General features: G+C 60.6%; 25 protein-coding genes. 15 read left to right on the top strand and 10 right to left on the bottom strand.

Features of this window, described 5'->3' with window-relative positions; genetic code table 11:
* The first annotated feature begins 16 nt into the window (after positions 1-16).
* The 7 genes from G6K99_RS05545 to G6K99_RS05515 all read left to right on the top strand — a co-directional run bounded on the left by G6K99_RS05545 (position 17) and on the right by G6K99_RS05515 (position 8,617).
* A complete protein-coding gene (locus tag G6K99_RS05545) occupies positions 17-1,198 on the top strand; it encodes an LptF/LptG family permease (RefSeq protein WP_062453329.1) in 1,182 nt (393 codons plus the stop codon).
* Positions 1,195-2,283, top strand: a complete 1,089-nt coding sequence (gene lptG / locus G6K99_RS05540; protein WP_062453330.1) for an LPS export ABC transporter permease LptG — start codon at positions 1,195-1,197, stop codon at positions 2,281-2,283. The genes G6K99_RS05545 and lptG overlap by 4 nt, the downstream gene beginning before the upstream one ends.
* Positions 2,283-4,616 carry an LPS-assembly protein LptD gene (locus tag G6K99_RS05535; RefSeq protein WP_062453331.1) on the top strand — a complete coding sequence of 778 codons (2,334 nt, stop codon included), beginning with the start codon at positions 2,283-2,285 and terminating at the stop codon, positions 4,614-4,616. The genes lptG and G6K99_RS05535 overlap by 1 nt, the downstream gene beginning before the upstream one ends.
* Before the next feature lie 141 nt (positions 4,617-4,757).
* Positions 4,758-5,711, top strand: a complete 954-nt coding sequence (locus G6K99_RS05530) for a peptidylprolyl isomerase (RefSeq protein WP_062580243.1) — start codon at positions 4,758-4,760, stop codon at positions 5,709-5,711.
* A gap of 28 nt (positions 5,712-5,739) precedes the next feature.
* Positions 5,740-6,771: a 4-hydroxythreonine-4-phosphate dehydrogenase PdxA gene (gene pdxA / locus G6K99_RS05525; RefSeq protein WP_174195934.1), complete on the top strand. Its 1,032-nt coding sequence runs from the start codon at positions 5,740-5,742 to the stop codon at positions 6,769-6,771.
* Positions 6,771-7,616 (top strand): 16S rRNA (adenine(1518)-N(6)/adenine(1519)-N(6))-dimethyltransferase RsmA, encoded by an 846-nt coding sequence (rsmA, locus tag G6K99_RS05520; protein ID WP_174195933.1) that lies wholly within the window; start codon positions 6,771-6,773, stop codon positions 7,614-7,616. The genes pdxA and rsmA overlap by 1 nt, the downstream gene beginning before the upstream one ends.
* A gap of 227 nt (positions 7,617-7,843) precedes the next feature.
* On the top strand, positions 7,844-8,617 hold the full coding sequence (locus tag G6K99_RS05515; RefSeq protein WP_192076705.1) for a hypothetical protein: 774 nt from the start codon (positions 7,844-7,846) through the stop codon (positions 8,615-8,617).
* Between the two features lie 47 nt (positions 8,618-8,664).
* On the opposite strand, the gene gmk is transcribed toward G6K99_RS05515, so the two are convergent.
* The 8 genes from gmk to G6K99_RS05475 form a co-directional block, all read right to left on the bottom strand.
* Positions 8,665-9,354, bottom strand: a complete 690-nt coding sequence (gene gmk / locus G6K99_RS05510; RefSeq protein WP_244631361.1) for a guanylate kinase — start codon at positions 9,352-9,354, stop codon at positions 8,665-8,667.
* 7 nt (positions 9,355-9,361) lie between these two features.
* Positions 9,362-10,270 carry a YicC/YloC family endoribonuclease gene (locus tag G6K99_RS05505; protein ID WP_244631360.1) on the bottom strand — a complete coding sequence of 303 codons (909 nt, stop codon included), beginning with the start codon at positions 10,268-10,270 and terminating at the stop codon, positions 9,362-9,364.
* A gap of 36 nt (positions 10,271-10,306) precedes the next feature.
* Positions 10,307-11,545 (bottom strand): endolytic transglycosylase MltG, encoded by a 1,239-nt coding sequence (gene mltG, locus G6K99_RS05500; protein ID WP_174195931.1) that lies wholly within the window; start codon positions 11,543-11,545, stop codon positions 10,307-10,309.
* Between the two features lie 135 nt (positions 11,546-11,680).
* A complete protein-coding gene (fabF, locus tag G6K99_RS05495) occupies positions 11,681-12,943 on the bottom strand; it encodes a beta-ketoacyl-ACP synthase II (protein WP_174195930.1) in 1,263 nt (420 codons plus the stop codon).
* A 118-nt stretch (positions 12,944-13,061) separates the two neighbouring features.
* The gene (locus tag G6K99_RS05490) at positions 13,062-13,298 is read right to left on the bottom strand and encodes an acyl carrier protein (RefSeq protein ID WP_006727438.1); all 237 of its coding nucleotides are present in this window, start codon (positions 13,296-13,298) and stop codon (positions 13,062-13,064) included.
* Between the two features lie 283 nt (positions 13,299-13,581).
* Positions 13,582-14,319 carry a 3-oxoacyl-[acyl-carrier-protein] reductase gene (gene fabG / locus G6K99_RS05485; protein ID WP_062453338.1) on the bottom strand — a complete coding sequence of 246 codons (738 nt, stop codon included), beginning with the start codon at positions 14,317-14,319 and terminating at the stop codon, positions 13,582-13,584.
* A gap of 16 nt (positions 14,320-14,335) precedes the next feature.
* A complete protein-coding gene (fabD, locus tag G6K99_RS05480; RefSeq protein ID WP_113111094.1) occupies positions 14,336-15,295 on the bottom strand; it encodes an ACP S-malonyltransferase in 960 nt (319 codons plus the stop codon).
* A 108-nt stretch (positions 15,296-15,403) separates the two neighbouring features.
* The gene (locus G6K99_RS05475) at positions 15,404-16,705 is read right to left on the bottom strand and encodes an Nramp family divalent metal transporter (RefSeq protein WP_202048825.1); all 1,302 of its coding nucleotides are present in this window, start codon (positions 16,703-16,705) and stop codon (positions 15,404-15,406) included.
* Between the two features lie 213 nt (positions 16,706-16,918).
* On the opposite strand from G6K99_RS05475, the gene G6K99_RS05470 reads away from it, so the two are divergent.
* Positions 16,919-17,962, top strand: coding sequence for an aldo/keto reductase (locus G6K99_RS05470; protein ID WP_174195929.1), 1,044 nt, complete (start codon positions 16,919-16,921; stop codon positions 17,960-17,962).
* 85 nt (positions 17,963-18,047) lie between these two features.
* Entirely contained in the window at positions 18,048-18,302 is a 255-nt protein-coding gene (locus G6K99_RS05465) for a hypothetical protein (RefSeq protein WP_174195928.1), read from the top strand.
* A 77-nt stretch (positions 18,303-18,379) separates the two neighbouring features.
* Here the strand turns inward: G6K99_RS05465 and G6K99_RS05460 are convergent, their stop codons facing one another.
* A complete protein-coding gene (locus G6K99_RS05460) occupies positions 18,380-19,882 on the bottom strand; it encodes a Dyp-type peroxidase domain-containing protein (protein WP_174195927.1) in 1,503 nt (500 codons plus the stop codon).
* A 361-nt stretch (positions 19,883-20,243) separates the two neighbouring features.
* Here G6K99_RS05460 and rpsF point away from each other — a divergent pair, with 361 nt between their 5' ends.
* From rpsF to G6K99_RS05435, 5 genes are all read left to right on the top strand, one after another.
* Complete coding sequence (gene rpsF, locus G6K99_RS05455) at positions 20,244-20,711, top strand: 30S ribosomal protein S6 (RefSeq protein ID WP_062453344.1); 468 nt, start codon at positions 20,244-20,246, stop codon at positions 20,709-20,711.
* A gap of 23 nt (positions 20,712-20,734) precedes the next feature.
* The gene (gene rpsR / locus G6K99_RS05450) at positions 20,735-20,983 is read left to right on the top strand and encodes a 30S ribosomal protein S18 (protein WP_062453345.1); all 249 of its coding nucleotides are present in this window, start codon (positions 20,735-20,737) and stop codon (positions 20,981-20,983) included.
* Positions 20,984-21,147: 164 nt separating this feature from the next.
* The gene (locus tag G6K99_RS05445) at positions 21,148-22,125 is read left to right on the top strand and encodes a DUF2232 domain-containing protein (protein WP_062579851.1); all 978 of its coding nucleotides are present in this window, start codon (positions 21,148-21,150) and stop codon (positions 22,123-22,125) included.
* A 20-nt stretch (positions 22,126-22,145) separates the two neighbouring features.
* Positions 22,146-22,724: a 50S ribosomal protein L9 gene (gene rplI, locus G6K99_RS05440; RefSeq protein ID WP_062579849.1), complete on the top strand. Its 579-nt coding sequence runs from the start codon at positions 22,146-22,148 to the stop codon at positions 22,722-22,724.
* Positions 22,725-22,991: 267 nt separating this feature from the next.
* A complete protein-coding gene (locus G6K99_RS05435) occupies positions 22,992-24,494 on the top strand; it encodes a replicative DNA helicase (RefSeq protein ID WP_062579847.1) in 1,503 nt (500 codons plus the stop codon).
* Positions 24,495-24,587: 93 nt separating this feature from the next.
* Here G6K99_RS05435 and G6K99_RS05430 read toward each other — a convergent pair whose 3' ends face one another.
* Complete coding sequence (locus tag G6K99_RS05430; RefSeq protein WP_174195926.1) at positions 24,588-24,962, bottom strand: agenet domain-containing protein; 375 nt, start codon at positions 24,960-24,962, stop codon at positions 24,588-24,590.
* 256 nt (positions 24,963-25,218) lie between these two features.
* On the opposite strand from G6K99_RS05430, the gene alr reads away from it, so the two are divergent.
* Positions 25,219-26,385, top strand: a complete 1,167-nt coding sequence (gene alr, locus G6K99_RS05425; RefSeq protein WP_174195925.1) for an alanine racemase — start codon at positions 25,219-25,221, stop codon at positions 26,383-26,385.
* The last annotated feature ends 51 nt before the right edge of the window (positions 26,386-26,436 follow it).

The following is a 26,436-nucleotide window of genomic DNA, read 5'->3' as shown; positions in this document are numbered from 1 at the left end:
GAGGCATAATGCGGGAATGAAGCTTCTCGAACTCTACATATTGCGCCGAATCCTGCAGATGTTCCTGGTGGCACTCGTTCCGGTGCTCACGATCATCTGGACGATTCAGGTGCTCGGCCGCATCAACCTGGTCACCGACACCGGCCAGTCGATGGGCTCGTTCATGCAGCTCGCAAGCTATATCCTGCCGACCATCATTCCGGTTGTCCTGCCCTTCGCCTTTGTCATCGGCATCACCCAGACGCTGACGGCGATGAACAACGATTCGGAACTGCCTGTGATCGACGCGGCCGGTGCGGCCCGCAGCATCATCTACAAGCCGGTGATCCTGCTCGCGGTCGCGCTCAGCCTCGTCTCCTTCACCATCACCAATTTCATCGAACCCAAATCACGGCTCGGCGCGCGCGAAATGGTCGCAGCTGCCTATGCTGACCTTCTATCTTCCGTGATCGAGGAAAAGACCTTTCGCAGCATCGAGGACGGGCTTTACGTCCAGATCTCCGAGCGCCATTCAGGCCGGGTGCTGAAAGGCCTTTTCATCGTCGATTACCGCGATCCGAATTTCGGCCTGATCTATTATGCCCGCGAAGGATCGGTCGATCCTGGCGGCACATCGCTTACCATGCGCGATGGCGAAGTGCATCGCAAAGGCCCGGACGGCCGGATCTCGATCGTCAAGTTCGCGTCCTATGCGTTCGATCTGTCAGCGATGACCCAATCGGATGAGGGCGGCCTGCCGCTTTACTCCGGTGACCGGCCGCTGAGCTTCCTGCTCAACCCCGACAAGACCGATCCCGCCTATCAGAAAAAGCCCGAGAGCTTCCGCAGCGAACTGCATCGTCGCCTGTCCGACTGGCTGTTCCCGATCACCTTCGCGCTGGTGTCTCTGCTTGTCGCCGGCAACACGCGGTCGCACCGGTCGGCACGGCTGCATCCGATGATCTATGTGCTGCTTTTCGCCTTCCTGCTGCGCTGGCTGGGCTTCTCGGCCACCAATCTGACGGAACGCAACGCGGCCTACGTGCCGCTGGTCTACGCGATTCCGCTGGTGACCTGCCTGGTGACGGGCTTCATGCTGGCCACCAACCGGCAGATCCAGATGCCTCGCCTGTTCAGCCGCAGCATCACGAAAGCGACAACCGTCGTGCAGAAGCGCTTGTCGCCGACGGGACGCGGAACCACGGGAGAAGTGAAATGATCTTCTCCACTCTCGGCCGCTATTTCTTCAAGCGCTATATCAGCACCGCATTCTGGTTCCTGCTCGGTGTCAGCGCCATTATCTTTCTCGCCGATTTCAGCGAAACGAGCCGTCGCCTCTCGGGCCTCAACGGCTACAGCCTCTACGGCGCGCTGGCGATGACGGCGTTGCGCGTGCCGCAGATCCTGCAGCAGGCCATCCCGACGCTGAGCCTGTTTATCGGCATGACGGTGCTGATCGCGCTTAACCGTCGCTACGAACTGGTCGTCACCCGTGCAGCCGGAATTTCCGTCTGGCAGTTCGTCGCACCTTTCATTGTCGGATCGTTTCTGCTCGGTCTCTTCACGCTGTTCGTCGTCAACCCGATCGGCGCCTGGGGCCAGCGCGAATCAATCTCGCTCGAGACCACGTGGCGGCAGGCCAGCAACAAGTCCAAGTCGTCCAAGTTCGTGCCGTGGATCCGCCAGCTGTCCGGCGACGAAGACGTGATCATCGGCGCCAAGACCTATCGCGAGAGCGGTACCGAGCTCCTCGACGTGGTGGTTTTCCACTTCGACAAGGACGACGTCATCACCATGCGGCAGGACGCCAAGACCGCTAAGTTGGAAGATGGTTACTGGCTTCTTAACGACGTTCTGGAGAATCGGCCGGGCGAAATTCCGACCCGTCTCGAGACGGCACAGGTCAAAACCAATTTGAGACGCGAGTATCTTCAGGAGAGCCTTGCTCAGCCGGAAACCGTTGCGTTTCTTGGTCTTTCCCGAAAGATCGAGATAGGCAAATCCTTTGGAATCTCGACAAAGGCGCTGGAAACCCAGTTTCACTCCCTGCTTTCACTGCCGCTGCTGCTCGTCGCCATGACGATGATTGCGGCAACTGTGTCGTTAAAATTCAGTCGCTTCGCACAGTCCAGGTCGATGATTCTGGGTGGAATAGTTTCGGGCTTCGTGCTTTATGTCGTCTCGGTGCTTGTGAAGGCATTCGGGAGCAGCGGGGCGATTCCTCCTTTCGTGGCGGTCTGGATTCCAGTCGTCGTCGCGACTGCCCTGGGCGCTACGATCTTGCTTCATCAGGAGGATGGCTAGTGGCGGTAAGTAACCGCGGAAATATCAGTCGGCTCGCCGCCGCCCTGCTGACCGGTGTGTCTGTATGTGTCTCTGGCGTCGCTGCATTGACGGGCGGCGCGTATGCGCAGGGCCTCGTGCCGGCTGCTGAAGACGGTGCGAAGATGCTTCTGCGCGCCAACGAACTGACCTACAATCAGGACAACAAGCGCGTCACCGCGACCGGTGGCGTCCAGATCTATTACAACCGTTACCGCATGGTCGCGCAGCGCGTTGAATATGATCAGAACACCGGCCGCGTCATGGCGACCGGCAATATCGAGTTCATCGAACCGTCGGGCAGCCGCGTCTACGCGGAAGAGCTCGACGTGACCGACGATTTCGGCCAAGGCTTCATCAATGCCCTGCGCGTGGAAACCACTGACAATACCCGCCTTGCGGCTGAAAGCGCCGAGCGCCAGACCGGCGATATCATGGTGCTCAACAACACCGTGTACACCGCCTGCCTTCCATGCGCCGCCACACCCGGCAAGGCGCCTCTCTGGCAGGTCAAGGCGCAGCGCGTCATTCGCAACGGACAGAAGCATACGATTCGCCTCGAGAATGCACAGTTCGAGTTGTTCGGCTTTTCGCTTGGAAAACTGCCCTTCCCGATCGAAGTTCCCGATGAAACCGTCGAGCGCAAGTCCGGCGTGCTGTTTCCGAAGTTCATCGTCAGCGACAACCTCGGGTTCGGCGTCACCGTCCCCTATTACCATGTCTTCTCGCCAAGCATGGATGCCACGATCAGCCCGACCTACTATTCGAGCCAGGGACTTCTGGTCGAAGGCGAAGTGCGCAACCGGTTCGACAACGGCGACCACACGTTCCGTTTTGCCGGCATCGATCAGCGCGATCCCGGCTCGTTCGACGCTGGCACAAGCGACCGCGAGCAGAACAGCCGCTTCATGGCCGCCTCCAAGGGCGAGTTTCAGATCAACCCGCGCTGGGCCTTCGGCTGGAACGTCATGGCCCAGACGGACGCGAACTTCTCGCGGACCTACAGCCTGACCGATGTCAGCCAGGATACGTTCACCAACGACGTCTACCTGACCGGCCTTGGCAAGCGTAACTATTTCGACCTGCACGCCTACTATTTCGACGTCCAGGACAATGGCACGTCGAACACGCTCGAGCGCCAGCAGGCGATCGCCTATCCGTCGTTGGACTACCAGTATATCGCGCCCGAATCGGTGTACGGCGGTGAGCTTTCGTTCAACGCCAACCTGACCAACCTGTCGCGTCGCGAAGAGGATTCCTACTTCGAGGGCACCACATACCGCTTCCCTGGTCTCGAAGGCGATTACGCCCGCGTGACGACCGAAGCCGAATGGAAGCGCACCTACACGACATCGGGCGGCCTGCTGCTGACGCCGCTGTTTGCAGCACGCGCCGATGGCATCCGCCACGATGTGTCCAATCCGAACTTTGCCTATGACGGCAATCTGGAGCCGAACGGCACGAACGGTCGATACATGCTGACGGCTGGCCTCGAGGCCCGCTATCCGTTCCTGATCACCAGCGAAAACAGCAGCCACATCATCGAGCCGATCGCGCAGATCTATGCGCGTCCGGACGAACAGATGTCCGGCGGCCTGCCGAACGAGGATGCGCAGAGCTTCGTGTTCGATGCCACTTCGCTGTTCGAACGGGACAAGTTCTCCGGCTACGACCGTGTCGAAGGCGGCACCCGTGCCAATGTTGGCTTCCGCTATACCGGCTCGTTCAACAACGGCATCGGCGTGCGCGGCATCTTCGGCCAGTCCTACCAGATTGCCGGCGAGAATTCCTTTGCCAGCGACGATCTTGTTCAGGCCGGGGCCAATTCGGGCCTCGAAACATCGCGATCCGATTACGTCGCCATGGCGGCGATCGACCTGCCGCAGGGCTTCTCGCTTTCCAACAACGTGCGGCTCGATGAAAAGTCGCTCGATATCCGTCGCACCGATACAGCGTTCAGCTATTCCACACCGCGGGTCAGCGGCAAGCTGATCTACACTAAGGTCGATGCGCAGGACGAGTACGGCGACAGCGACGCGACGGACGTGCTGAAGAACAGCATGTCGCTCCGGGTCAACGAAAACTGGTCGCTGGCCGGTTCCGCCACGTGGGACCTGACAGACAGTTCGCTCATCCGGCGCGGCGTCGGTATCAGCTACGCCGACGAGTGCACGATCTTCACGCTTGCCTATACCGACAAGCCTTCGGAAGCCGATGCGAACGACTGGACGATCAGTGCGCGCCTGAGTTTCCGCACGCTTGGCGACGTCAATATCGGCACGACCAAGGATTACGATCAAACCTTCCGTTACTGAGACCGGTAACGGAAGAGTCGTCATGGTTTTGCCGCAACGATTGTGCAATCGGACGCCAATCGGCTAGTATGGCGGCCGAAAGCGCGCAAAGTCGCGCGACAAGTGCCCGGGCGGAAAAAAGGGATTGGTTTCATGTTTGCAATGACCGCGACACGCAAGATCGTGCTGGCAGTCTCCGTGCTCGCCGCGACCACGGTCGCCACGCCGGTGATGACACCAATCGTGGCAATGGCACAGTCGACGAGCGGCGTCGCAGCCGTCGTCAACCGGTCGGCGATCACCACCGCCGACGTTGCTCGCCGTTCGGCCTTCATGCGCCTTCAGCGTCAGAAGCCGAGCAACAAGGTAGCTCTCGATCAGCTGATCGACGAAACGCTGAAGCGCCAGGAAATCTCGCGCGTCAAGATGTCCGTCAGCACCGAGGACGTCGATCGTTCGTTTGCCCGCTTCGCGCAGGGCAACAAGATGACGCCCGAGCAGTTGAGCAGCGTGCTCAATCAGGCCGGCGTCACACCGGACCATTTCAAGGCCTATATCGCTGTGCAGATGAGCTGGCCGCGCCTGGTCAACGCCCGTTACGGCGGCGGTCGTCAGCGCATGTCGACCGACCAGCTTGTCACCCGCATGATGGAAAACAAGCAAAAGCCCGTCACCACCGAATATTTCCTGAAACAGGTGATCTTCGTTGTTCCCGCGGCAAAGCGGAACGCCATCCTCAACAAGCGCAAGGCGGAAGCCGACGCGTCGCGGTCGCGGTTCCCCGGCTGCGCCGAAGCTAAAACCTTTGCAGCGACGATGCTGGACGTTTCCATCCGTGATCTGGGCCGCGTGCTTGCGCCGGATTTGCCGGAAGACTGGAAGCCTTTGATCGAGAAGTCCTCCGGCAACACGACCGGCACGCGCGTTACCGAGCGTGGCGTCGAGTTCCTGGCGATCTGCGAGCAGCGTCAGGTTTCCGACGACGTGGCGGCCGAAGCCGTGTTCCGCGCCGAGGATCTCGGCAAGGCTGAAAAGTCCGGTGAAGACCCGAACAGCAAGAAGTACATGGACGATCTTCGCGCCAAGGCCCAGATCGATTACATCCAGAAGTCGTAAAGCCCAAAAGGGCCTGAACGGAGACCGCATGCCTTTTGATCGTCCGCTCGCGCTGACCCAGGGCGATCCTGCCGGCATTGGTCCAGACATCACGCTCGCCGCATGGACGGCGAGACGGACACATGGCATTGCGCCGTTTCTCTTCCTCGGCGACCCGGCGGTGCTTGCATCACGCGCGGCCCTTCTTGGCCTCGACGTTGCGATCCGTGAAACCGACGCGGACGGCGCCGTTTCGATCTTCGAAGACGCGCTTCCCGTTCTGCCGATCCCGGCCGGAGCCGAAGTCGCCGCCGGCGAGCCGCATGTCGCCACCGCCCGTGGGACGATCGAGGCGATCGAGACCGCCGTGTCGCTGTCGTTTGCGGGAAAGACGCTCGGCGTCGTCACCAATCCGATTGCCAAGTCCGTTCTATACCAGGCAGGCTTCGGCTTTCCCGGCCATACGGAATTCCTGGCGGACCTTGCGCACAAGCATACCGGCACGCCCGTGCGCCCCGTCATGCTGCTGGCCGGACCGAAGCTGCGGGCCATCCCCGTCACGATCCACATTCCGCTCAAGGACATTCCAGCGGTGCTCACCGAAACGCTGATCCTTGAAACTTGCCGCGTGACCCATCACGACCTGAAGGTCCGGTTCGGCATCGACCAGCCGCGCATCGCGATTGCCGGTCTCAATCCGCATGCGGGCGAAGACGGCACGATGGGCACCGAAGAACGCGACATCATCCATCCGGCCATCGTCAAGCTGCGCGCAGAGGGCATCAACGCATTCGGGCCGCTGCCGGCTGATACGATGTTTCATGACGAAGCCCGCGGCCGCTACGACGTGGCAATCTGCATGTATCACGATCAGGCGCTGATCCCGGCCAAGGCGCTGGGTTTTGACACATCCGTCAACGTCACGCTCGGCTTGCCCTTCATCCGGACCTCTCCCGACCACGGCACCGCCTTCGGCATCGCCGGCAAGGGTGTCGCCCGCGAAACGAGCCTGGTCGAGGCAATCCGGCTTGCAGGCGCCATGGCCGGAACAATGACACCGAGCCTTGCGGGGCGCATCTGATGGCGACGCTCGATGGGCTGCCGCCGCTGCGTGACGTCGTCCAGCGTCATGGACTGGACGCCAAGAAATCGCTTGGCCAGAACTTTCTGTTCGATCTCAACCTCACCCAGAAGATCGCCCGCGCGGCCGGACCGCTTGAGGACGTGACCGTATTCGAGGTTGGGCCGGGTCCCGGCGGCCTTACCCGCGCCATCCTGTCGCTCGGCGCCAAGAAGGTGATCGCCATCGAGCGCGACGCCCGCGCGCTTCCAGTGCTTGCAGAAATCGCGGACCACTATCCGGGACGGCTTGAGGTCATCGAGGGCGACGCGCTGCAGATCGATTTCGCCGCGCTCGCGGCCGAGAAGGCTGCCGGTGGACCGGTCAAGATCATCGCCAACCTGCCCTACAATATCGGCACGCAACTGCTGCTGAACTGGCTTCTGCCTGAGGACAAGACCTGGCCGCCATTCTGGCAGAGCCTGACGCTGATGTTCCAGAGGGAAGTGGGTCTGCGGATCGTTGCCGACCAAGAAGACGACCACTACGGCCGCCTCGGCGTCCTCGCGGGCTGGCGCACCGATCCCCACATGATGTTCGACGTGCCGCCTCAGGCCTTTTCGCCACCACCCAAGGTGACATCGACCGTCGTACATCTGATCCCGCGGGCCAATCCCCTGCCCTGCGATGTCTCCAAGCTGGAACGCATCACCCACGCCGCCTTCGGTCAACGCCGCAAGATGCTGCGCCAGAGCCTGAAACCTGTCGGTGGGGAAGTCCTGCTCGCCAAAGCCGGCATCGACCCGCAACGCCGCGCGGAAACGCTATCGGTGGAAGAGTTCGTGAGACTCGCGAACTTGCTTTAAGGGGTCACGGCCTCGTCCCAGTCGGGTAGGCCGCGTCAAATTCAGAATACCGCACGATTGAGTTCGGATCCCCACAACGGTCTCCGGCCCGCATGATGCCGCCTTCGGCGTGATCGTGCGGCTTTCAGGGAAACTCTGCTTCTCCGCTTTGATTTTCATTGGACACGTGCCCTGCTCATGAGACGCTGCGTCCGCACTCCAAGCAATCGAACAGGAACACAACCTCGGTGCGCAACACCCTCTTCGTCCTCATCTGCCTATTCTATCTTGGTGTGAGTGCCCACGCATGGTCCGCTCCTTCGAAGGAGGTCTTGCCCGATTCGCTTGTGCACCTTTTCTTGCCGCTTCAGGAATTCAGATTTGGCATGAGTGCTAAGGATCTGGAGCAGGTTGCCCAAGAACGCTTGCCGGGCTGGCCTCTGGTCCGAAGAGAAACGCTTATCAATGTTCGGCGAGACGTGGCATTGCCGTCGGGCTCGAAAATCCCCTATCTCCAAAGCGTGCTGATTGCCGATAGAACAGCAAAGCGCGCCTTCAACCGCACCTATTCTCTCTTTCTCACTTCACCTCTCACTAGTTCCGAACTCTATGCGATTAGGTTCGACATCAAGCCAAAAGAAGAAAACGCACGCCTTCCTTCACTGCAGGAGTGGCTGGGAGAGCTTGCTTCGGTATGGGGCACGCCACATGCAGTGGGTCGGGGCGAGAATCTGATTGGGGTGATCTACTATCTCAATGACGCTCTTCAGCCGATGCCAAAGGATGGCGGCACGGCTTGCGTGCCAGATCGTACCAATCTGGAAATGCTTCTCCTCACATCTCCCGAGACGGTCGCCGAGGTGGCAGGCCAGATCGAAAGATCAGGTTGCCGCTATAAATTTGACAGCCTGATATATCTCGGCCCGGACGGGAACCCCGTGCGATCGGTCACATCCATCGTCGACACCATCCAGCAGGCACGCGATGCAGTAAAGCGCGTCACATATGGCTTGGAAAGGTAGAGCAATTCCGGGGAGCACCTAACCGCAGCGCCCCGTACCACTAAAACCTACAGCGCGGGCTCTTCGGTCAGCAAGTTGCTCACGAACTCGAACAGGCCGTGTCTGCGGTCGCGGCGGACGCGTTCGGCGTTGACGATGCAGCTGACGTTGTGGAAGGCTTCGTCGAGATCGTCGTTGACGATGACGTAGTCGTATTCGCGCCAGCGCTCGATTTCCGAGCGGGAATTGGCAAGCCGGGTGCGGATCACCTCTTCGCTGTCTTCAGCGCGGCGGTGCAAGCGTGACTGCAGCTCGGTCATGGTTGGCGGCAGCACGAAGATCGAGACGACGTCCGCCTTCATCTTTTCCTGCAGCTGAAGTGCGCCTTGCCAGTCGATGTCGAACAGCATGTCGCGTCCCTCGGCCATCGCCTTTTCCACTGGCTCGCGCGGCGTGCCGTAGAAATTGCCATGTACCTCGGCCCATTCCAGCAGATCGTCGGCATCGCGCATGCGCTCGAACTGCGGCACGGTGATGAAATGGTAGTGGGTGTCGGCGATCTCGCTCGGACGCTTGGCGCGGGTGGTGACACTGACCGAGATCTCGAGGCTATGGTCGCCGCGCAAGAGATTGCCGGCGATGGTGGATTTGCCAGCGCCTGACGGCGACGACAGGACCAGCATCAATCCCCGGCGCGCGATCGTCGTCTTCATCTTCGAGGGCGACGAGGTTTTCGGTGTCGAGGGGGCCGGGCTCATGGTCGTGTCACTCCAGATTCTGAACCTGTTCGCGGAACTGGTCGATCACGACTTTCAGTTCCAGTCCTGCTGCCGTTACAGCAGAGGCGTTGGATTTGGAACAGATCGTATTCGATTCCCGGTTAAATTCCTGTGCAAGGAAGTCGAGACGGCGCCCGGCAGGCCCGCCCGTCTGCAGAAGCTCGCGGGCTGCGACGACATGGGCCTTCAGTCGGTCGATCTCTTCGCGCAGATCGGCGCGGGTCGCAAGCAGTGCTGCCTCGCCATAAAGCCTGTCGCGGTCGAGGGTCGGCGCCTCTGCCATCAAGGCGGCGAGCTGCGTGGAAAGCTTCTTGGCAATCTCTTCCGGCGAGCGGGACGGGTCGTTCTCCACCAGCGTCGTCAGTTCGGCGATGCGGTCCACATGGAGGGTGAGAATGTCCCGCAGCGCCGACCCTTCGTGCTCGCGCATCTCTTCAAGTCTGAAAAGCGCGTCGCCGAGACAGTTAAGGATGGCGGCGTCGCGCGCCGTCACCGCCTGTTCGTCATCCTCGGCCTCGCGGATCTCGACGAGACCACGGATGCCAAGCAACGTGTCGAGACGCAGCGGTGCCGGATCGACCAGATCGCCCAGTTCAGCGCGGAGCGCCATCACGGCGGCCAGTGCATCGCGGTTCAGCACCGCTTCCACCTTTGCGTCGTCGGTCGAGAGCGACAGCGCCACCTGCAGATTGCCGCGCGAAAACCGTTCGGAAATCCGCTTGCGGACATCCTGCTCAAGACGATCAAGGCCGGAGGGCAGCCGCAATCGCATGTCGAGCCCCTTGCCGTTGACCGAGCGCAGTTCCCAGGCAAAGCGATTGCGGCCGCTTGTTCCTTCGCTGCGGGCAAAGCCGGTCATCGACTGCAGGGATTTCGGGTTAGACGGCAGGCTCATACGCTTCTCCGGACTGCCTTCCCCAGAGGCAAGGCGTCAGTTGCTTTTCGGTGGCTTTTCGGCGTCGTCGCCATCCGGCTGGCCATCGACCACTTCTTCACCGCGGGCTGCCGTATTGCCGGTTGACCGTTCGGCCTCGATCCGGCGCCAGCGGCGTACGTTGGCATTGTGCTCTTCCAGCGTGGCTGCAAACACGTGCCCGCCTGTGCCGTCTGCCACGAAATAGAGATCGTTGGTGCGCCACGGATTGGCAACAGCCTCGAGTGCGGCGCGGCCGGGGTTGGAGATCGGCGTCGGCGGCAGGCCCTTGATCTGATAGGTATTGTAGGGCGTCTGCTTGGTCAGATCGGACTTGTAGATCGGCCGATCGGACGGTTTGCCCTCCCCGCCGAAGATGCCGTAGACAATGGTCGGGTCAGACTGCAGCCGCATCCCCTTGTTCAGCCGGTTGATGAAGACCGAGGCGACATGGGCGCGCTCGTCGTCCTTGCCGGTTTCCTTCTCGACGATCGAGGCCAGCACCACGAACTCTGCCTTGGTCTTGACCGGCAGGTCGGGGTCGCGCTTTTCCCAGATCTGGTCGATCGTCTTCTGCTGAGCGGCGTGCATCTGCGAGAGGATTTCCGACCTCTTGGTGCCGCGCGAGAACTTGTAGGTATCGGGACGCAGGCTGCCTTCGGCGGGAAGCTCAGCCGGCATGTCGCCTTCCAGCACCGCATCCTCGTTGAGACGCAGCATCATCTGGCGCACGGTCAGGCCTTCCGGGAAGACGACGGAATAGAGGATGGACTTGCCAGAGATCAGCGTCTCCATCACGTCCTTCATCGAAGCCTTCGCCTTGATGTCGTATTCGCCGGCCTTCAGCGTCTCGCCGCCGCGCAGATAGGTCGCGGTCACGTAGCGGAACACGCGCGCGTCGGACACGACGCCGTTGCGCTCGAGATTGTTGGCAATCTCCGCCAGGCCGTTGCCGGGACGGACCATGAAGTGGGCGTTCGTTTCCAGCGGGCCCGGATCCTGAAACGTCCGGATCATGTAATACAGGCCGCCGATCACCACGATGCAGACGAGCACGACCATGGTCATGACGAAGTTCAGGAAGATCACCAGCTGGCTGCGCGCCTTCTTGGAGCGACGCGGCGGTTCCGGCACCCGTTCGGGCTTCAGGGCCTCGTTCGGCGATTTCGGAATGATCGGACCACGGGTCGTACCGTTGCCATTGCCGCCATGGCCGTTTCCACTGCCATAACCCGGCTGATCATTCGATGAATTCATGTCGCTCAACCGTTTCCCCTCGACTCTGGACTTTCAACCGGCTGTTTGGCCAAGCAATACGGCAAAAAGCAGGTTCGGAAAATGATATCGGCCGGACTACCTAAGTCCAGCCGAGAAGCGAAGGCCGAATGCGCGTCAGGCTTCGTAGCGCTTGAGCACCAGAGACGCGTTGGTACCGCCGAAACCGAAAGAGTTCGACAGCGCCACGTTGATTTCGCGCTTGCGCGCGGTATGCGGAACAAGATCGATCACAGTGTCGACATCAGGGTTGTCGAGGTTGAGCGTCGGCGGCGCGATATTGTCACGGATCGCCAATGCGGAGAAGATGGCTTCGACAGCGCCGGCTGCACCGAGAAGGTGACCGATTGCCGACTTGGTCGACGACATGGAGACCTTGGAGGCCGCATTGCCAACCAGGCGTTCGACAGCACCGAGTTCGATCGTGTCGGCCATGGTCGATGTGCCATGCGCGTTGATGTAGTCGATGTCGGATGCGCCAAGACCAGCGCGCTTCAGGGCCGACGTCATGCAACGGAAAGCACCATCGCCGTCTTCGGAAGGAGCCGTGATGTGGAAGGCATCGCCGGACATGCCGTAACCGACGACTTCGGCGTAAATCTTGGCACCGCGCGCCTTGGCGTGTTCGAGCTCTTCCAGCACGACGATTCCGGCGCCCTCGCCCATCACGAAACCGTCACGGTCGCGGTCATAGGGGCGCGAGGCGCTTTGCGGGTCGTCGTTGCGAAGGGTCGACAGCGCCTTGCAGGCAGCAAAGCCCGCCAGCGCGATCCGGCAGATGGGTGATTCGGCACCACCGGCCACCATGACCTCCGCGTCGCCCAGCATGATCAGCCGGGCGGCATCGCCAATCGCGTGTGCGCCGGTGGAACAGGCGGTGACGACCGAATGGTTCGGGCCGCGCAGCTTGTGCTTGATCGAGACCTGTCCGGAGACAAGGTTGATCAGGCGGCCGGGAATGAAGAACGGCGAGATGCGGCGTGGGCCTTTGTCTCGCAAAGTGTAGCCAGCCTCGACGATACCCTCGAGACCACCGATGCCGGAGCCGATCAGGACACCGGTCTCGATCTGGTCCTGGTCGGTCTGCGGGTGCCAGCCGGCGTCGGCCAGCGCCATGTCGGCGGCGGCAACACCATAAAGAATAAATGGATCGATCTTGCGCTGTTCTTTCGGCTCCATCCAGTTGTCGGCATTGAATGTGCCGTTGGAACCGTCGCCGACCGGAATGCGGCAGGCGATTTTGGCCGGAAGATCTTCGACTTCAAATTCGGTCACGACCCGGGCGGCGTTGTCGCCGGCCAGCAGACGTTGCCAGCTGACTTCCGTTCCGCATCCCAGAGGAGATACCATGCCGGTACCGGTGATAACGACACGCCTCATCGCCAGTGCCCCACCCTGTAGTAGTATTGTCAGTTAGTTGCTGAAACGGCCCGAACAAGCGGGCCGTCATGAGAGATCGCGGCCTCGCAACGAGGCGCGCGTCCCGAATATGGTTCGATCAGGCCTGAGCCTTTTCGATGAACTTTACAGCGTCGCCGACCGTCAGGATCGAGTCAGCTGCATCGTCCGGAATTTCCACGCCGAATTCTTCTTCGAACGCCATGACCAGTTCGACCGTATCGAGCGAGTCCGCGCCGAGGTCGTCGATGAAGCTAGCGCCTTCGACAACCTTTTCGGCGTCGACGCCGAGATGATCAACAACAATTTTCTTAACGCGTTCTGCGATATCGCTCATGTCGGTTTCCTCGACCTTTTGTCTTCTCGAATGCCTGAATGGCATCCGTATCCTGTTAATACCTGCCGCCGGCACTTCATGGTGCCGATGCGGGCAAACCCCTTCGCCCCTCTTCAGGTTCCAGTCACATGCTCACGCATTATGACGCCCTGAATTTCGGGGTGACTTCGTGTAGTCAAGGCCCGCTTAACACGGTTTCCGTGCTACGCAAAGCCAGAATCTGTTCCGCCGCACAGCCGCCAACAGCCGATTTTACTCGGATTTGCTGCGCCCGTGCCCCGGATCAGATCATCGCCATACCGCCATTGATATGCAAGGTCTGTCCAGTCACATATCCCGCTTCATTCGAAGCGAGGTAAAGAACAGCGGCGGCAATGTCGGATCCGGCGCCCATCCGCTTCATCGGAATGGCCCCCATGATGGCGTCTTTCTGCTTGTCGTTCAGCTTGCCGGTCATGGCGCTCTCGATAAAGCCTGGCGCGACGCAGTTGACCGTCACGTTGCGCGTGGCGATTTCCTGCGCCAGCGACTTCGAGAAGCCGATCATGCCGGCCTTGGAGGCGCAATAGTTGGCCTGGCCCGGATTGCCGGTGACGCCGACGATCGAGGTGATGTTGATAATGCGGCCGAAGCGACGGCGCATCATCGGATGGGTCAGCTCGCGGGTCAGGCGGAACACGGAGGTCAGGTTGACTTCAAGGACTGCGTCCCAGTCCTCGTCGCTCATGCGCACGAACAGGCCGTCCTTGGTGATGCCCGCATTGTTGACGAGAATGTCAACGCCGCCGAGTTCCGCTTCCGCCTTTTCACCGAGCGCCTTGACCGCGGCGCGGTCGGAGAGATTGGCCGGAAAGATGTGGACGCGATCGCCGAGTTCGGCAGCGAGTGCTTCCAGCTTCTCGACGCGGGTGCCGTGCAGGCCGACGGTTGCACCCTGCGCATGCAGCATGCGGGCGATTTCTTCGCCGAGGCCGCCGGTGGCACCGGTGACGAGGGCCTTGCGGCCGGTCAGGTCAAACATGTTGAATTCCTTCTCTTCAGCCGAGGATGGCAGCCAGCGCCGCGTCGATATCAGCCGGGGTGTTGAGGGCTATGCCAGAGATATTCTTGTCGATGCGGCGGGCAAGACCCGTCAGCACCTTGCCGGAACCAATTTCGTAGAGCGTCGTCACGCCATTGGCGCCGAACCACTCGACGGTTTCGCGCCAGCGCACCTGTCCGGTCACCTGCGCCACCAGCAACGTCGCGATTTCGTTCGCGTCGGTGACCGGCGTTGCGCGCACATTGGCGATGACAGGCACGACCGGATCGTTTTTCTGGACGGTGTCCAGCGCATGGCGCATGGCGTCGGCCGCCGGCGCCATCAGGTCGCTGTGGAAGGGTGCAGAGACCGGCAGCATGATCGCGCGCTTGGCGCCTTTTTCGGTCGCCAGAGCCGCTGCTTTCTCGACAGCAGCCTTCGAGCCGGAAATCACCAGCTGGCCGCCGCCATTGTCGTTGGCGATCTGACACACGCCTTCCGACTTCGCCTCCAAACAGATCGCTTCGACATCGGCGTGGTCGAGGCCGATGATCGCAGCCATCGCGCCCTGACCGACCGGAACGGCGGACTGCATCGCGTCACCGCGAATGCGCAACAGCCGTGCTGTGTCTGCGAGAGAGAACGTGCCGGCCGCACAAAGAGCCGAATATTCGCCGAGCGAATGGCCGGCGACGAAACCGACCTTTTCGGCGAGAACGAGGCCACGGGCTTCGAGAACGCGCATCGTCGCGATGGAAACGGCCATGAGGGCCGGCTGCGCGTTGGCGGTCAGCGTCAACGTTTCTTCCGGCCCGTTCCACATTGTTTCGGACAGTTTCTGGCCGAGCGCCTCGTCGACTTCATCGAACACGGCACGGGCTTCGGGAAAGGCGTCGGCCAGTTCCTTGCCCATGCCGACGGCCTGGCTTCCCTGACCCGGGAATGTGAATGCGATACTGCTCGCCGGACTACTCATAAGGTCGTTTCCTTTCCCTATTTTTGCCCTTTCCATTCACATTCCCGCCTTGCAAGTCAAGGGTTTCGGGCATTTACCCCGATTTTGGCCGGTGCTTACCCCCTGTTATCAGCCCGAAATCAGGCTGATCACTTCGTTGACGCAAAGAACGACGAATAGCAGCGCTGCAGCGCCGAGCAGGCCATTCGACAGCCAGCCATTGCGCCATTCCTTCGGGACGCGGGCAGAGTTCAGCAGCCAGATCAACGTGACCGCCAGGAACGGCATGAAGAAGGCTCCGAGCGCGCCATAGATGATGACGAGCGTGAACGGGCGGCCGAACCACAACAGCGACATCGGCGGGATCGTCAGCCAGAACAGGTAGAACTTGAAGGCCGGCGTCTTTTCCAGTCCCTGCCGCGAGCCACTGGTTTCGCCACGCACGGTGCGGACGAAATCCGCAAACAGCAGCGACACGCCATGCCAGACGCCGAGGATGGAGGAGATCGTGGTGGCAAAGAAACCGACCAGGAAGGCCTTTGCGACAAACGGACCGAACCGCTCCTGGAGCACCGCATCGAGATCGAGCAGCCCGCGGTCACCGGTCGAGAGCGCGATCTGCGCCGTGTAGAGAAGCTCGGCGCCGACGATCAGCATGGCGATGACGAAAATGCCGGTCATGATGTAGGCGACGCGATTGTCGAGGCGCATGACGCCCATCCAGGACGGTGTGCGCCATCCCTTGGCATTCACCCAGTAGCCGTAGGACGCCATTGTGATGGTACCGCCGACGCCGCCGATCAGGCCGAGCGTGTAGATGGCCGAACCCTCGGGAATGGTCGGGATCAGACCGGTCAGCGCATTGCCGACATCAGGCACGACGAGGATGGCGATGCCGACGACGATGGTGAACATGATGGCGATGAAGATCTTCATCACGGTCTCGAAGACTTCGTAGTTGTTGAAGGCAACGAAGGCCGCGCAGACGAGGCCTGAGATCATGGCCCAGGCCCAGAGCGGCAGGAACGGGAAGAGAGCCGCCAGCGGCAGTGCCGTCGCGCTCATGGCGGTAGCGCCGTACACGAAGCCCCAGATCATGATGTAGATGCCGAAATACCAGCTCGTCCACTTGCCGAGCGACCTCCAGCCATCCAGCATCGTGGAACCCGTGGCAAGGTGGTAGCGGGCGGAACCTTCAGCCAGCGCAATCTTGACGATGCAGCCGATGACGGCTGCCCAGAGAAGCGCATAACCGAAGCGCGAGCCGGCAATCAGCGTGGCGATCAGATCGCCGGCGCCGACGCCGGTGACGGCAACCACGATACCGGGACCGATGAGTTTCCATCGTCCCGTCTTCGGCGGCTCGCCGGCGTCAGGAAACCCCTTGTCATCGTATTCCGTCTTTTTGTGCTGCATCGCGTCATCAGTCATTCAACAACTCCTCCGAAAATTTATTCCACGGCAAGTTGGAACGAGCCGCAAAAAATACCGTATCCGACTACAAATCGGAAAAATATCTCTCACGTCCAGCAAACACTTGGTAAATTTTCCGCTATAGCCGCTTGAAGCCGCAACCGGGGCGCCCTTGCGTTGCGTCAAATCCGTTCTAAAGTCCGGCCACATTTTCAGACGGGATCGAGCTGCATGAAATACAACAAACTTGGCCGCACGGACCTCTCCGTTTCGGAGATCTGCCTGGGCACGATGACCTGGGGAACGCAGAATTCCGAGGCCGAAGCCCATGAACAGATGGACTATGCCTTCGACAACGGCGTCAACTTCTTCGATACGGCCGAACTCTACCCGACGACGCCTGCCGGCGCCGAGACCTACGGCGACACGGAAACGATCATCGGCACCTGGCTGCAAAAGAGCGGCAAGCGCTCCGACCTGATCCTTGCCTCCAAGATCGCCGGCAGCGGTCGCTCCTACATTCGCGACGGCCGCCCGATTACCCGCGAGACGATTCGGGAAGCACTCGATGCCAGCCTCTTGCGCCTCAAGACGGATTACCTCGACCTCTACCAGATCCACTGGCCGAACCGCGGCACGTTCCACTTCCGCAATTCCTGGAAATTCGATGCGTCGAAACAGGATCGCGAACAGGCACGCACGAGTTTTCTGGAAAAACTCGAAACGCTCGGCGAACTGGTGAAGGAGGGCAAGATCCGCGCGATCGGGCTTTCCAACGAAAGCACCTGGGGCACGATGCGCTATCTCGATGTGGCCGAGGAGAAGGGTCTGCCCCGCGTCGCGACGCTGCAGAACGAATACAATCTTCTCTATCGCCAGTTCGATCTGGATCTTGCAGAAATGTCCCATCACGAGGATGTCGGCCTCCTCGCCTATTCGCCGCTCGCAGCCGGGCTGCTTTCCGGCAAGTATCAGGGCGGCGCGCGTCCCGACGGCTCGCGCGGCTCGATCAACCAGGATCTCGGCGGTCGCCTTCAGCCGCGGCAGGAGCCGGCGGTCAAGGCCTATCTCGACATCGCCAAGAAACACGGCCTCGACCCGTCTCAGATGGCGCTGGCCTTCTGCCTGACGCGCCCCTTCATGGCCTCCGTCATCATCGGCGCAACGACGATGGACCAGTTGAAAACCAACATCGCCGCTGCCGACGTGACGCTGTCGGATGAGGTTCTGAGAGAGATCGCCGCGGTCTATCGCGACTATCCGATGCCGATCTGAGGTCGCGACGGATTGCGGATGACCGGCTGAAACACGCTGTCGTCATCCGCAAACTTGCGCTATTTCTTCCGGCGGAGGACAAGCCATGATCGACATTCCAAGGCCCGGAAGCCCGTTCCACGAGGCCTATCTGGTGGCCGCCGCGCAATGCGGTCAGCTGCCGATTACCGAGATATCCGACACGAACGAGAACTGCATCGTCAGCTCGATCGCCTGGACCGCCATGCGCGACCAGGTCAGGGCGGATCGGGTCTTCGTGACGGAGGCTGGGTTTCCGCTCGCCGCCCTCCTCATCGTGATTGCCGTGGTCAGATACCGGAAAAGCCGGGCGGCGCGGTAGGTCAGCATAAAGGTGGCCGGAACGATAAGTCCCGGCCGCCGGATATATCTCTGTCGCCGCTCAATCGCTCGGCTATTTCACGACAACTCAGCCGGCGGGTTTGCGATCAAGGATGGTGCCGACTGAAGGAAGCTGATCGATGGAGCGAAGAAGTACTCGCCGCCCATCAAGGTCACCGTCTGCACGAAATCCATCACGCCGACCTTTTGTGGCTGACTATGGCCATCGATCCATTCCTTTTCGGACGGATCGCCACTGTTTGCGACCTGGCTGATGATGAAATCGACACCTTTCTTCGCCGGAACCGCCGGCTGGAATGGAAACGACGTATTGTTCGCCCAGGCACTCTGGGTGAACTCGAACTGCTGATTGACGTCTGCCATGTAAGCCATGAAAATAAGACCGACTCCCTTGTCTGGCTCATCTGAAAAATCGGGTGCCCGATCGCCATAGGTTATGCCTCGGCGCGCCATGATATGCGAGCGCTCGAATTCGTCGCCCGGCGTGCGCGGATTGGTCTTCCTGACATGCGCTCGAACGGGACATTTCAGCCCGACCGGGTCGAGTGTGTAGTCGAAGTCATTGGTTGGCGCGCCGGCCACTGGACCGCTCTGCAGTGCCGGTGTTCCGTCCTCGAAGCGACCGACAACCATCGCACCCGCGCGGTCCTCATCGGGGTTCTGTGGATCCACCGACTGCGCAAGCAGACGTTCCCTCTGCTTGGACAGCTTCACGTTCTGCTCGAGCTTGCGGTAGACGAAATAGCTGCCGCATGAAAATGTCGTGGGATTGCCCGGATCCGATACGACAAACTGGGAGGCCTTGAACTCCTCGTCCCATTTGCCACGAGGTTTGGGCATTCCATTGTTGTCGAGGAAGTCTTCGGTCAGAAACAATGGCTGGCTGATGCCATCGACATAGCCGAAATGCTCGATGCCTTCGCCTCGAACATCGCCGCCCGCCTGCTTGCGCCTCTGCGCCAGGCCGATGTCCGAACCCAGAACCGTTGCGCCGTGCTTTGCGAAAACCTTCTGCAACGCGCTGTAGGAATTGCCCACAAGTGAGGCCTGTTCGTCTGCAATCAGAACCATGGCGTCGGGGTCGTCCTTGGCGCTGTCCCAAGCCTCACCCTTTTCCCAGTGCTCCTTTTCCGGATCATTGATCGGCGGACCGTTAAACGGAAGCGGTACCGCCGGCAGCCGGCCGCGGATCCGCATCCCGGCACGGAAGGCCTTATCGGCGGGAATCTTGGCGTCGGGCAAACCAAGCGCTCGGTAGCCGTTCGCGCTGAGAAAGACGCTGAGAACGGTTCCACCGCTCAGGCTTGTTGCCTTGAATGCTTCTGCCTCGCGCAGTTGCGTCAGCGCGGATGTCGTCACGAACGAAAGATCCCGCAGCAGGCCGGCGACCGCATCAGACTTCATGCCAGCGAAACTGAGAAAGACATTCTTGGTATGATCTCTGCCGTGCCCCTTCAGGATATTGGCCTGCAGGTCCGACAAAAGCGAAAGAAGATCCGCATCCGACGTCCAATTTTTCCAGGTGATGGTAGTATTCAAAATAGTATCGAGCTTAGCCATGCCTCCTGCTCCTCTTGGCAAAGGGTCGAATTGACCCGAACCCAAATTACAACCCAAGGTGCTATGAAGTCCATTTAACTATTTTTGCGAGCATCGACCCCCTCCCCCTTGCCTTATCGTCAAAAATCCGTATAAGCCGCCTTGTTCGAAACACCCGGTCTTCTGGCTGGTGGCTGAACGGAGGGTAGGTCGCGTGAGCGGCCGTAGGAACGAAAAGCGTTCCGGCCTCCCGTGTCTCCGCTCTCGACCGTCTCGATACAACAGCTTTTCTTGCCTGGGCTTGCCCCATTCCAAGAGCAGTCGTTGAGGCTTAGCCGCCGAACCCGGGTGACAAAACAACCGCAAGAAAGGCAAAGCTTACATGGCTCTTTATGAACACGTATTCCTTGCTCGACAGGATATGTCCGCACAGCAGGTTGATGCCCTCGTAGAACAGTACAAGGGTGTCCTCGAAGCAAATGGCGGCAAAGTCGGGCGCGTAGAAAACTGGGGCCTCAAGTCCCTCACATACCGCATCAAGAAGAACCGCAAGGCGCATTACGCCCTTATGGACATCGACGCACCGGCAGCTGCCGTGCACGAGATGGAACGCCAGATGCGCATCAACGAAGACGTTCTTCGCTACATGACGCTTGCCGTCGAGAAGCACGAAGAAGGTGCGTCTGCAATGATGCAGAAGCGCGATCGTGACGACCGTCCGCGCCGTGATGGCGACGACCGTGGTCCTCGCCGCGACTTCGGCGATCGTGGCCCGCGCCGCGATTTCGGCGATCGTCCCCCGCGTGAAGGTGGTTTCGAGCGCGCACCGCGCCCGCCACGTGACGCTTAATCGGTTCGAAGGAGAAAACACCAATGGCTGACTCATCCTCCTCCGCGGCACGCCGTCCTTTCCACCGTCGTCGCAAGACCTGCCCCTTCTCGGGCGCGAATGCACCGCGGATCGACTACAAGGACGTACGCCTTCTGCAGCGCTACATTTCCGAGCGCGGCAAGATCGTACCTTCGCGTATCACGGCCGTTTCCCAGAAGAAGCAGCGCGAACTGGCCCAGGCCATCAAGCGCGCCCGCTTCCTCGGCCTGCTGCCTTACGTTCTGTCGTAATCTGATATCGGACCTGCCGGCTGTCAAAGCCGGCAGGTCCATCTCCCCTTCCGCGTTGGGCGCGGATCGGCAAAACCAAAACCCCATGTTGGGGATCAAGGCCATTGCGACATCCGTCCCGGCCTATCCCCTAACTGCTTGATGTGGCAGGACAGCGAGACAAAGTGACGAACAAGTTCCAGACAGTGCTGCCGACCGGTATCCTTGCCGGTGTTATCGCCACCGTGCTTGTCATGGGTGCCAGCGCACAGTCGTCGTTTGCCTCCATTCTCTATGCAGCTTCCGCACTTCCCATCCTGATTGCCGGCCTCGGCTGGGGCAATCGCGCCGCCATCGTCGGTGTCGTCACCGCAGGCGTACTTGGTGCACTTCTCGTGTCGCCGATGTTTGCGCTTGCCATGGCAGTGTTCACGCTGATCCCCGCCGGCTGGTTGTCGCATCTTGCCAATCTTGCCCGTCCCGCCTCCGAACTCGGCGGCCCGGACAATCTGATGGCCTGGTACCCGATTTCCGACATTCTGCTGCACCTCTGCGGGCTCGTCACGATCGCCGTGATCGCGCTCGGCTTTGCGATCGGCTACGGTCCTGAACTGATCGACCAGATGGTCGATGCGATGACAACAGCATTGCAGGCGCAGGAGCCCACGCTCGCCCCCGATGTCGCGAGCCTTTCCCAGACCAAGTCGCTGCTGGTGCTGATGCTGCCGATGTTTCAGGGCGGCATCTGGGTGACGCTGCTGTTTGCCGCCTTCTACATCGCCGTGCGCGTCGTGTCGCGGTCGGGCCGTGCGGTTCGGCCGCGCGAGGACATGCCGTCGGCGCTGCGCATGAACCGCAATGCCATCTTCATCTTTCTCGCCGGCACCGTGATGACTTTCTTCGGCGGCGCTCCGGCGATGATCGGCGCGGTCGTCTGCGGCACATTCGGCGCCGGCTTTCTCATGGCGGGCTATGCCTCGCTTCACTTTCGCACCCGCGACAAGGACTGGCGCCTGCCGGTTCTCGTCCTCTGCTACCTGTCGTCGATGCTTATCCTGCCGGCGATCGCCATTGTCGTGCTGGGTCTTTCCGACACACGCCGCACCATTGCCCTGACGCCTGCAAAACCTGCAGACGGCAGTGACGAACCACCTACGAATTGAAACTTGAAAGGAACCACAACATGCAAGTCATTCTGCTTGAACGCGTGGCCAAGCTTGGCCAGATGGGCGAAACGGTAAAGGTCAAGGACGGCTTTGCCCGTAACTTCCTTCTGCCGCAGGGCAAGGCGCTGCGCGCCAACGAAGCCAACAAGAAGCGCTTCGAATCCGAGCGTGCAACGCTCGAAGCCCGCAACCTGGAGCGCAAGGGCGAAGCCCAGACCGTTGCCGACGCGCTCGACGGCAAGACCTTCGTGATCGTCCGCTCGGCTGGCGAAACCGGCCAGCTCTACGGTTCGGTCGCTGCCCGCGACATCCTCGAGGCACTGGCTGCCGAAGGCTTCAACGTCGGCCGCAACCAGGTCGATCTCAACACCCCGATCAAGGCAATCGGCCTCCACAAGGTCGTTCTGCACCTGCATTCGGAAGTTGAAACCGAAATCGCTGTCAACGTTGCCCGTTCCGCTGAAGAAGCCGAGCGCCAGGCCAAGGGCGAAAGCCTCACCTCGGCTGACGCCATCTACGGCGTCGACGAAGACGCGCTTCGTCCGGAAGACTTCTTCGATCCGGACGCAGACGGCAACGCTGAAGACGACGAATAAGCCGTCATCGTCTAACCAGTTCGAGAAACGCCCGGGTCATCAGCCCGGGCGTTTTTTTGTCTTCTTGGGGCTATACTGATGCGACCAGTGACTGAGTCGCAGCGAAACACAGTCAACCGGATTCATCGTTTCACTGCGTTCTTTCTGGCACCGGCAAAATGGCGCTGTGGATAGCTGTGGAAAAGCCGCTGGGGCAAAAGGCCGGTTTCAGCACGGCGCATTTACCAGTAGAACCGGCAGCTTCGACGGACAGGACGGACAGAGATCATGAACGAAGTCGCGCGCAACATCGCATCGCTGAGCAACAAGGATGCAGCGCCGCACTACCGTGAGGCTCCCAACAACATCGAAGCCGAGCAGGCGCTGCTGGGTGCGATCCTCGTCAACAACGACGCCTATTACCGCGTCTCCGACTTCCTGAAGCCGACCCATCTCTACGAGCCGCTGCACCGCAAGATCTTCGAAGTGGCGGGCGACATCATCCGCATGGGCAAGACCGCCAACCCGGTCACCATCAAGAATTTCGTGCCCGCGGACGAGAAGGTCGGCGACATGACGGTGGCGCAGTATCTCGCCCGTCTCGCTGCCGAAGCCGTGTCGATCATCAATGCCGAGGACTACGGCCGGGCGATCTACGATCTGGCGCTGCGCCGTGCGCTGATCACCATCGGCGAGGACGTCGTCAACATCGCCTATGACGCGCCGCTCGACATGCCGCCGCAGAGCCAGATCGAAGATACCGAGCGTCGCCTGTTCGAGCTTGCCGAAAACGGCCGCTACGACGGTGGCTTCCAGTCGTTCAACGACGCGGTGGCGCTGGCGATCGACATGGCCGGCCAGGCCTTCGAGCGCGACGGCCATCTGTCCGGTATTTCCACCGGCATCATGTCGCTCGACGGCAAGATGGGCGGGTTGCAGCGGTCCGACTTGATCGTGCTTGCCGGTCGTCCGGGCATGGGCAAGACCTCGCTTGCCACCAACATCGCCTACAATATCGCAGCCTCCTACGAGCCTGAGGTCCAGCCGGACGGATCGATGAAAGCCAAGAATGGCGGCGTCGTCGGTTTCTATTCGCTCGAAATGTCGTCCGAGCAGCTGGCGACCCGTATCATCTCCGAACAGACCGAAGTGTCCTCGTCAAAAATTCGCCGCGGCGATATCACCGAGGCCGATTTCGAAAAGCTCGTCGCCTGCTCACAGATGATGCAGAAAGTGCCGCTGTTCATCGACCAGACCGGTGGTATCTCGATTGCGCAGCTCTCTGCCCGCGCCCGCCGCCTCAAGCGCCAACGTGGCCTCGACTGCCTCGTGGTCGACTATATCCAGCTGATGACGGGGTCGGGCAAATCCGGCGAGAACCGCGTGCAGGAAATCACCCAGATCACCACGGGCCTCAAGGCGCTCGGCAAGGAACTCAACGTGCCGATCATCGCGCTCTCCCAGCTTTCGCGCCAGGTGGAAAGCCGCGAAGACAAGCGTCCGCAGCTTTCCGACCTTCGCGAATCGGGCTCGATCGAGCAGGACGCCGACGTGGTTCTGTTCGTGTTCCGCGAAGAGTATTACGTGAAGAACTCAGAGCCGCGCGATATGGCCGATCCGAAATATCCGGAATGGGAACAGCTGATGGACAAGGTGAAGGGGACGGCCGACGTCATCATCGCCAAGCAGCGCCACGGACCAACCGGCACCGTCAAGCTCGCCTTCCAGGCGGAATTCACCCGGTTTGCCGATCTCGCGGAGCCGAGCTTCACGCAATACGAAGAGCATTGATGAGCTCATTGCGGCACAAGTCTCTGTGATAAGATGGTCAATGCCCGCCGCCGCAAAGCGGCCGGCATCGACCAGTTTAGGGTCGCTGATCGACTACTGGGTCCGGCAGCGTCCGGTCCGGGTGCTTTCCTTGTCGCCGTCATCATAGGCGATCCCGATTTTCTCGCCTGCCAGCGCGGTGATCTTGCCCGGGTACCAGTCGCCGGCGCCCTTGTAGTTGCATTCGACCTTCATGCCGATCATCCAGTCGTACGGACGCACCGCGCTCGAAGCCACCGTTTCCCGGTCACCGTCATCGTAGCGGATGGTAATACTGCCACCGCCGATCTTTTCGATGACACCCGGAAACCAGTAACCGGCACCCTTATAGTTGCCGAGAACCCAGTCGCCCTTCGTCTGCGCCAAGGCTGCAGACGCGCCGGAAGCAAGAAAGCTTGCTGTCAATATGACTGAAAGTACATTTTTCACATTAGTCTCCCGAAATATATTTCTGCCCTCCCCCTGCCCAATGACGCGGGGAAATTCAATTAATTGAACAGTAAATCTGATACACAATACAATCTGAACACTGAATTAATACGTTGTGGATGTGTCTGTTTTTATCGGATTGCTTGGAATGTTTGAAAAAAAGCGTGCAGCGCGCAAAATCTCGCCCGTACGTCTTTTTCCGGCCGTGGAAACGGGTAAGGATTGGCGTCGATCCGATCCATTCTGCTGAGCGCTCATGACAGATTTCGACGACGACGCCCTGCCTTTCGACGAATTCGATATCGCCCCTGCCCGGCTGACCATCGATCTCGTAGCGCTTGCCGACAACTGGCGGGAGATGGCTGATCTCTCCGGCAATGCCTCGACTGCGGCCGTGGTCAAGGCGGATGCCTATGGGCTGGGTCTCGAGGATTGCGGTACGGCGCTTTACGAGGCCGGCGCGCGCGATTTCTTCGTGGCCGTGGTTCAGGAAGGTGTGACGCTTCGAACCTATGCGCCGGACGCCCGCATCTATGTGCTGTCAGGCATCTGGCCAGGCCAGGAAGGGACGTTCTACGAACATGGACTGGTTCCGGTCCTCGTCTCCGAAGAGCAGCTCAGCTTCTGGATGGCGGTAACCGCAGAACACGGCGATCACCCTTGTGCGCTCCATATCGATACCGGGTTCAACCGGCTCGGCATTCCGCTTGAGGACGCGCTCGCCTTTGCCGACGACGTGTCGCGGCCGGCGAGTTTCTCGCCCGTCCTCGTGCTGTCGCATCTGCACAGCGGCGATACGCCCTCCTCTTCCTTCAACCGCCAGCAGCTTGAATCATTCCAGAAGGTTGCGGAGGCTTATGACGGCATTCCGGCAAGTCTTGCGGCGTCTTCCGGCGTCCTTCTCGGATCCGAGTACCATTTCGACCTTACCCGTCCAGGCATCGCCGTTTATGGCGGCGAGGCCGTCGGCGGCGTCAGCAATCCGATGCGGCCCGTCGCCAAGGCAGAGGCCCGCATCATCCAGATCCGCAGCGCCAAGACCGGCGAAACGGTCAGCTATGGCGGCACACACCGGCTGACCCGCGACAGCCGGCTGGCAATCGTCGCGGCAGGCTATGCGGATGGCTACAAGCGGGCGCTTTCGGGCGCCGGCGTTCCCATTCGGGACAGCATTCACGAGGGCGGTTTCGGCTTCATCGCCGGCCACCGCGTGCCGGTCGTCGGCCGCGTCACCATGGACCTGACGATCTTCGACATCACCGATGTGCCGGAACGCGATGTCCGCACTGGCGACTATATCGAGCTGTTCGGTCCCAACATGCCGCTCGACGACGTCGCGCGCGCGGCCGGCACGATCGGCTACGAACTCCTCACCAGTCTCGGCCTGCGCTACGAGCGGCGGTATCTTTACGCCGACGAGTGAGAACGTAAGCGCCCGCGGAGATCCCCTCTTTCGCGGGCGGAACCTTCGTGC

Source organism: Neorhizobium sp. AL 9.2.2, assembly GCF_013317225.1.
Lineage (GTDB): Bacteria > Pseudomonadota > Alphaproteobacteria > Rhizobiales > Rhizobiaceae > Neorhizobium > Neorhizobium soli.
This window is presented reverse-complemented; position numbering and strand designations above follow the sequence as displayed.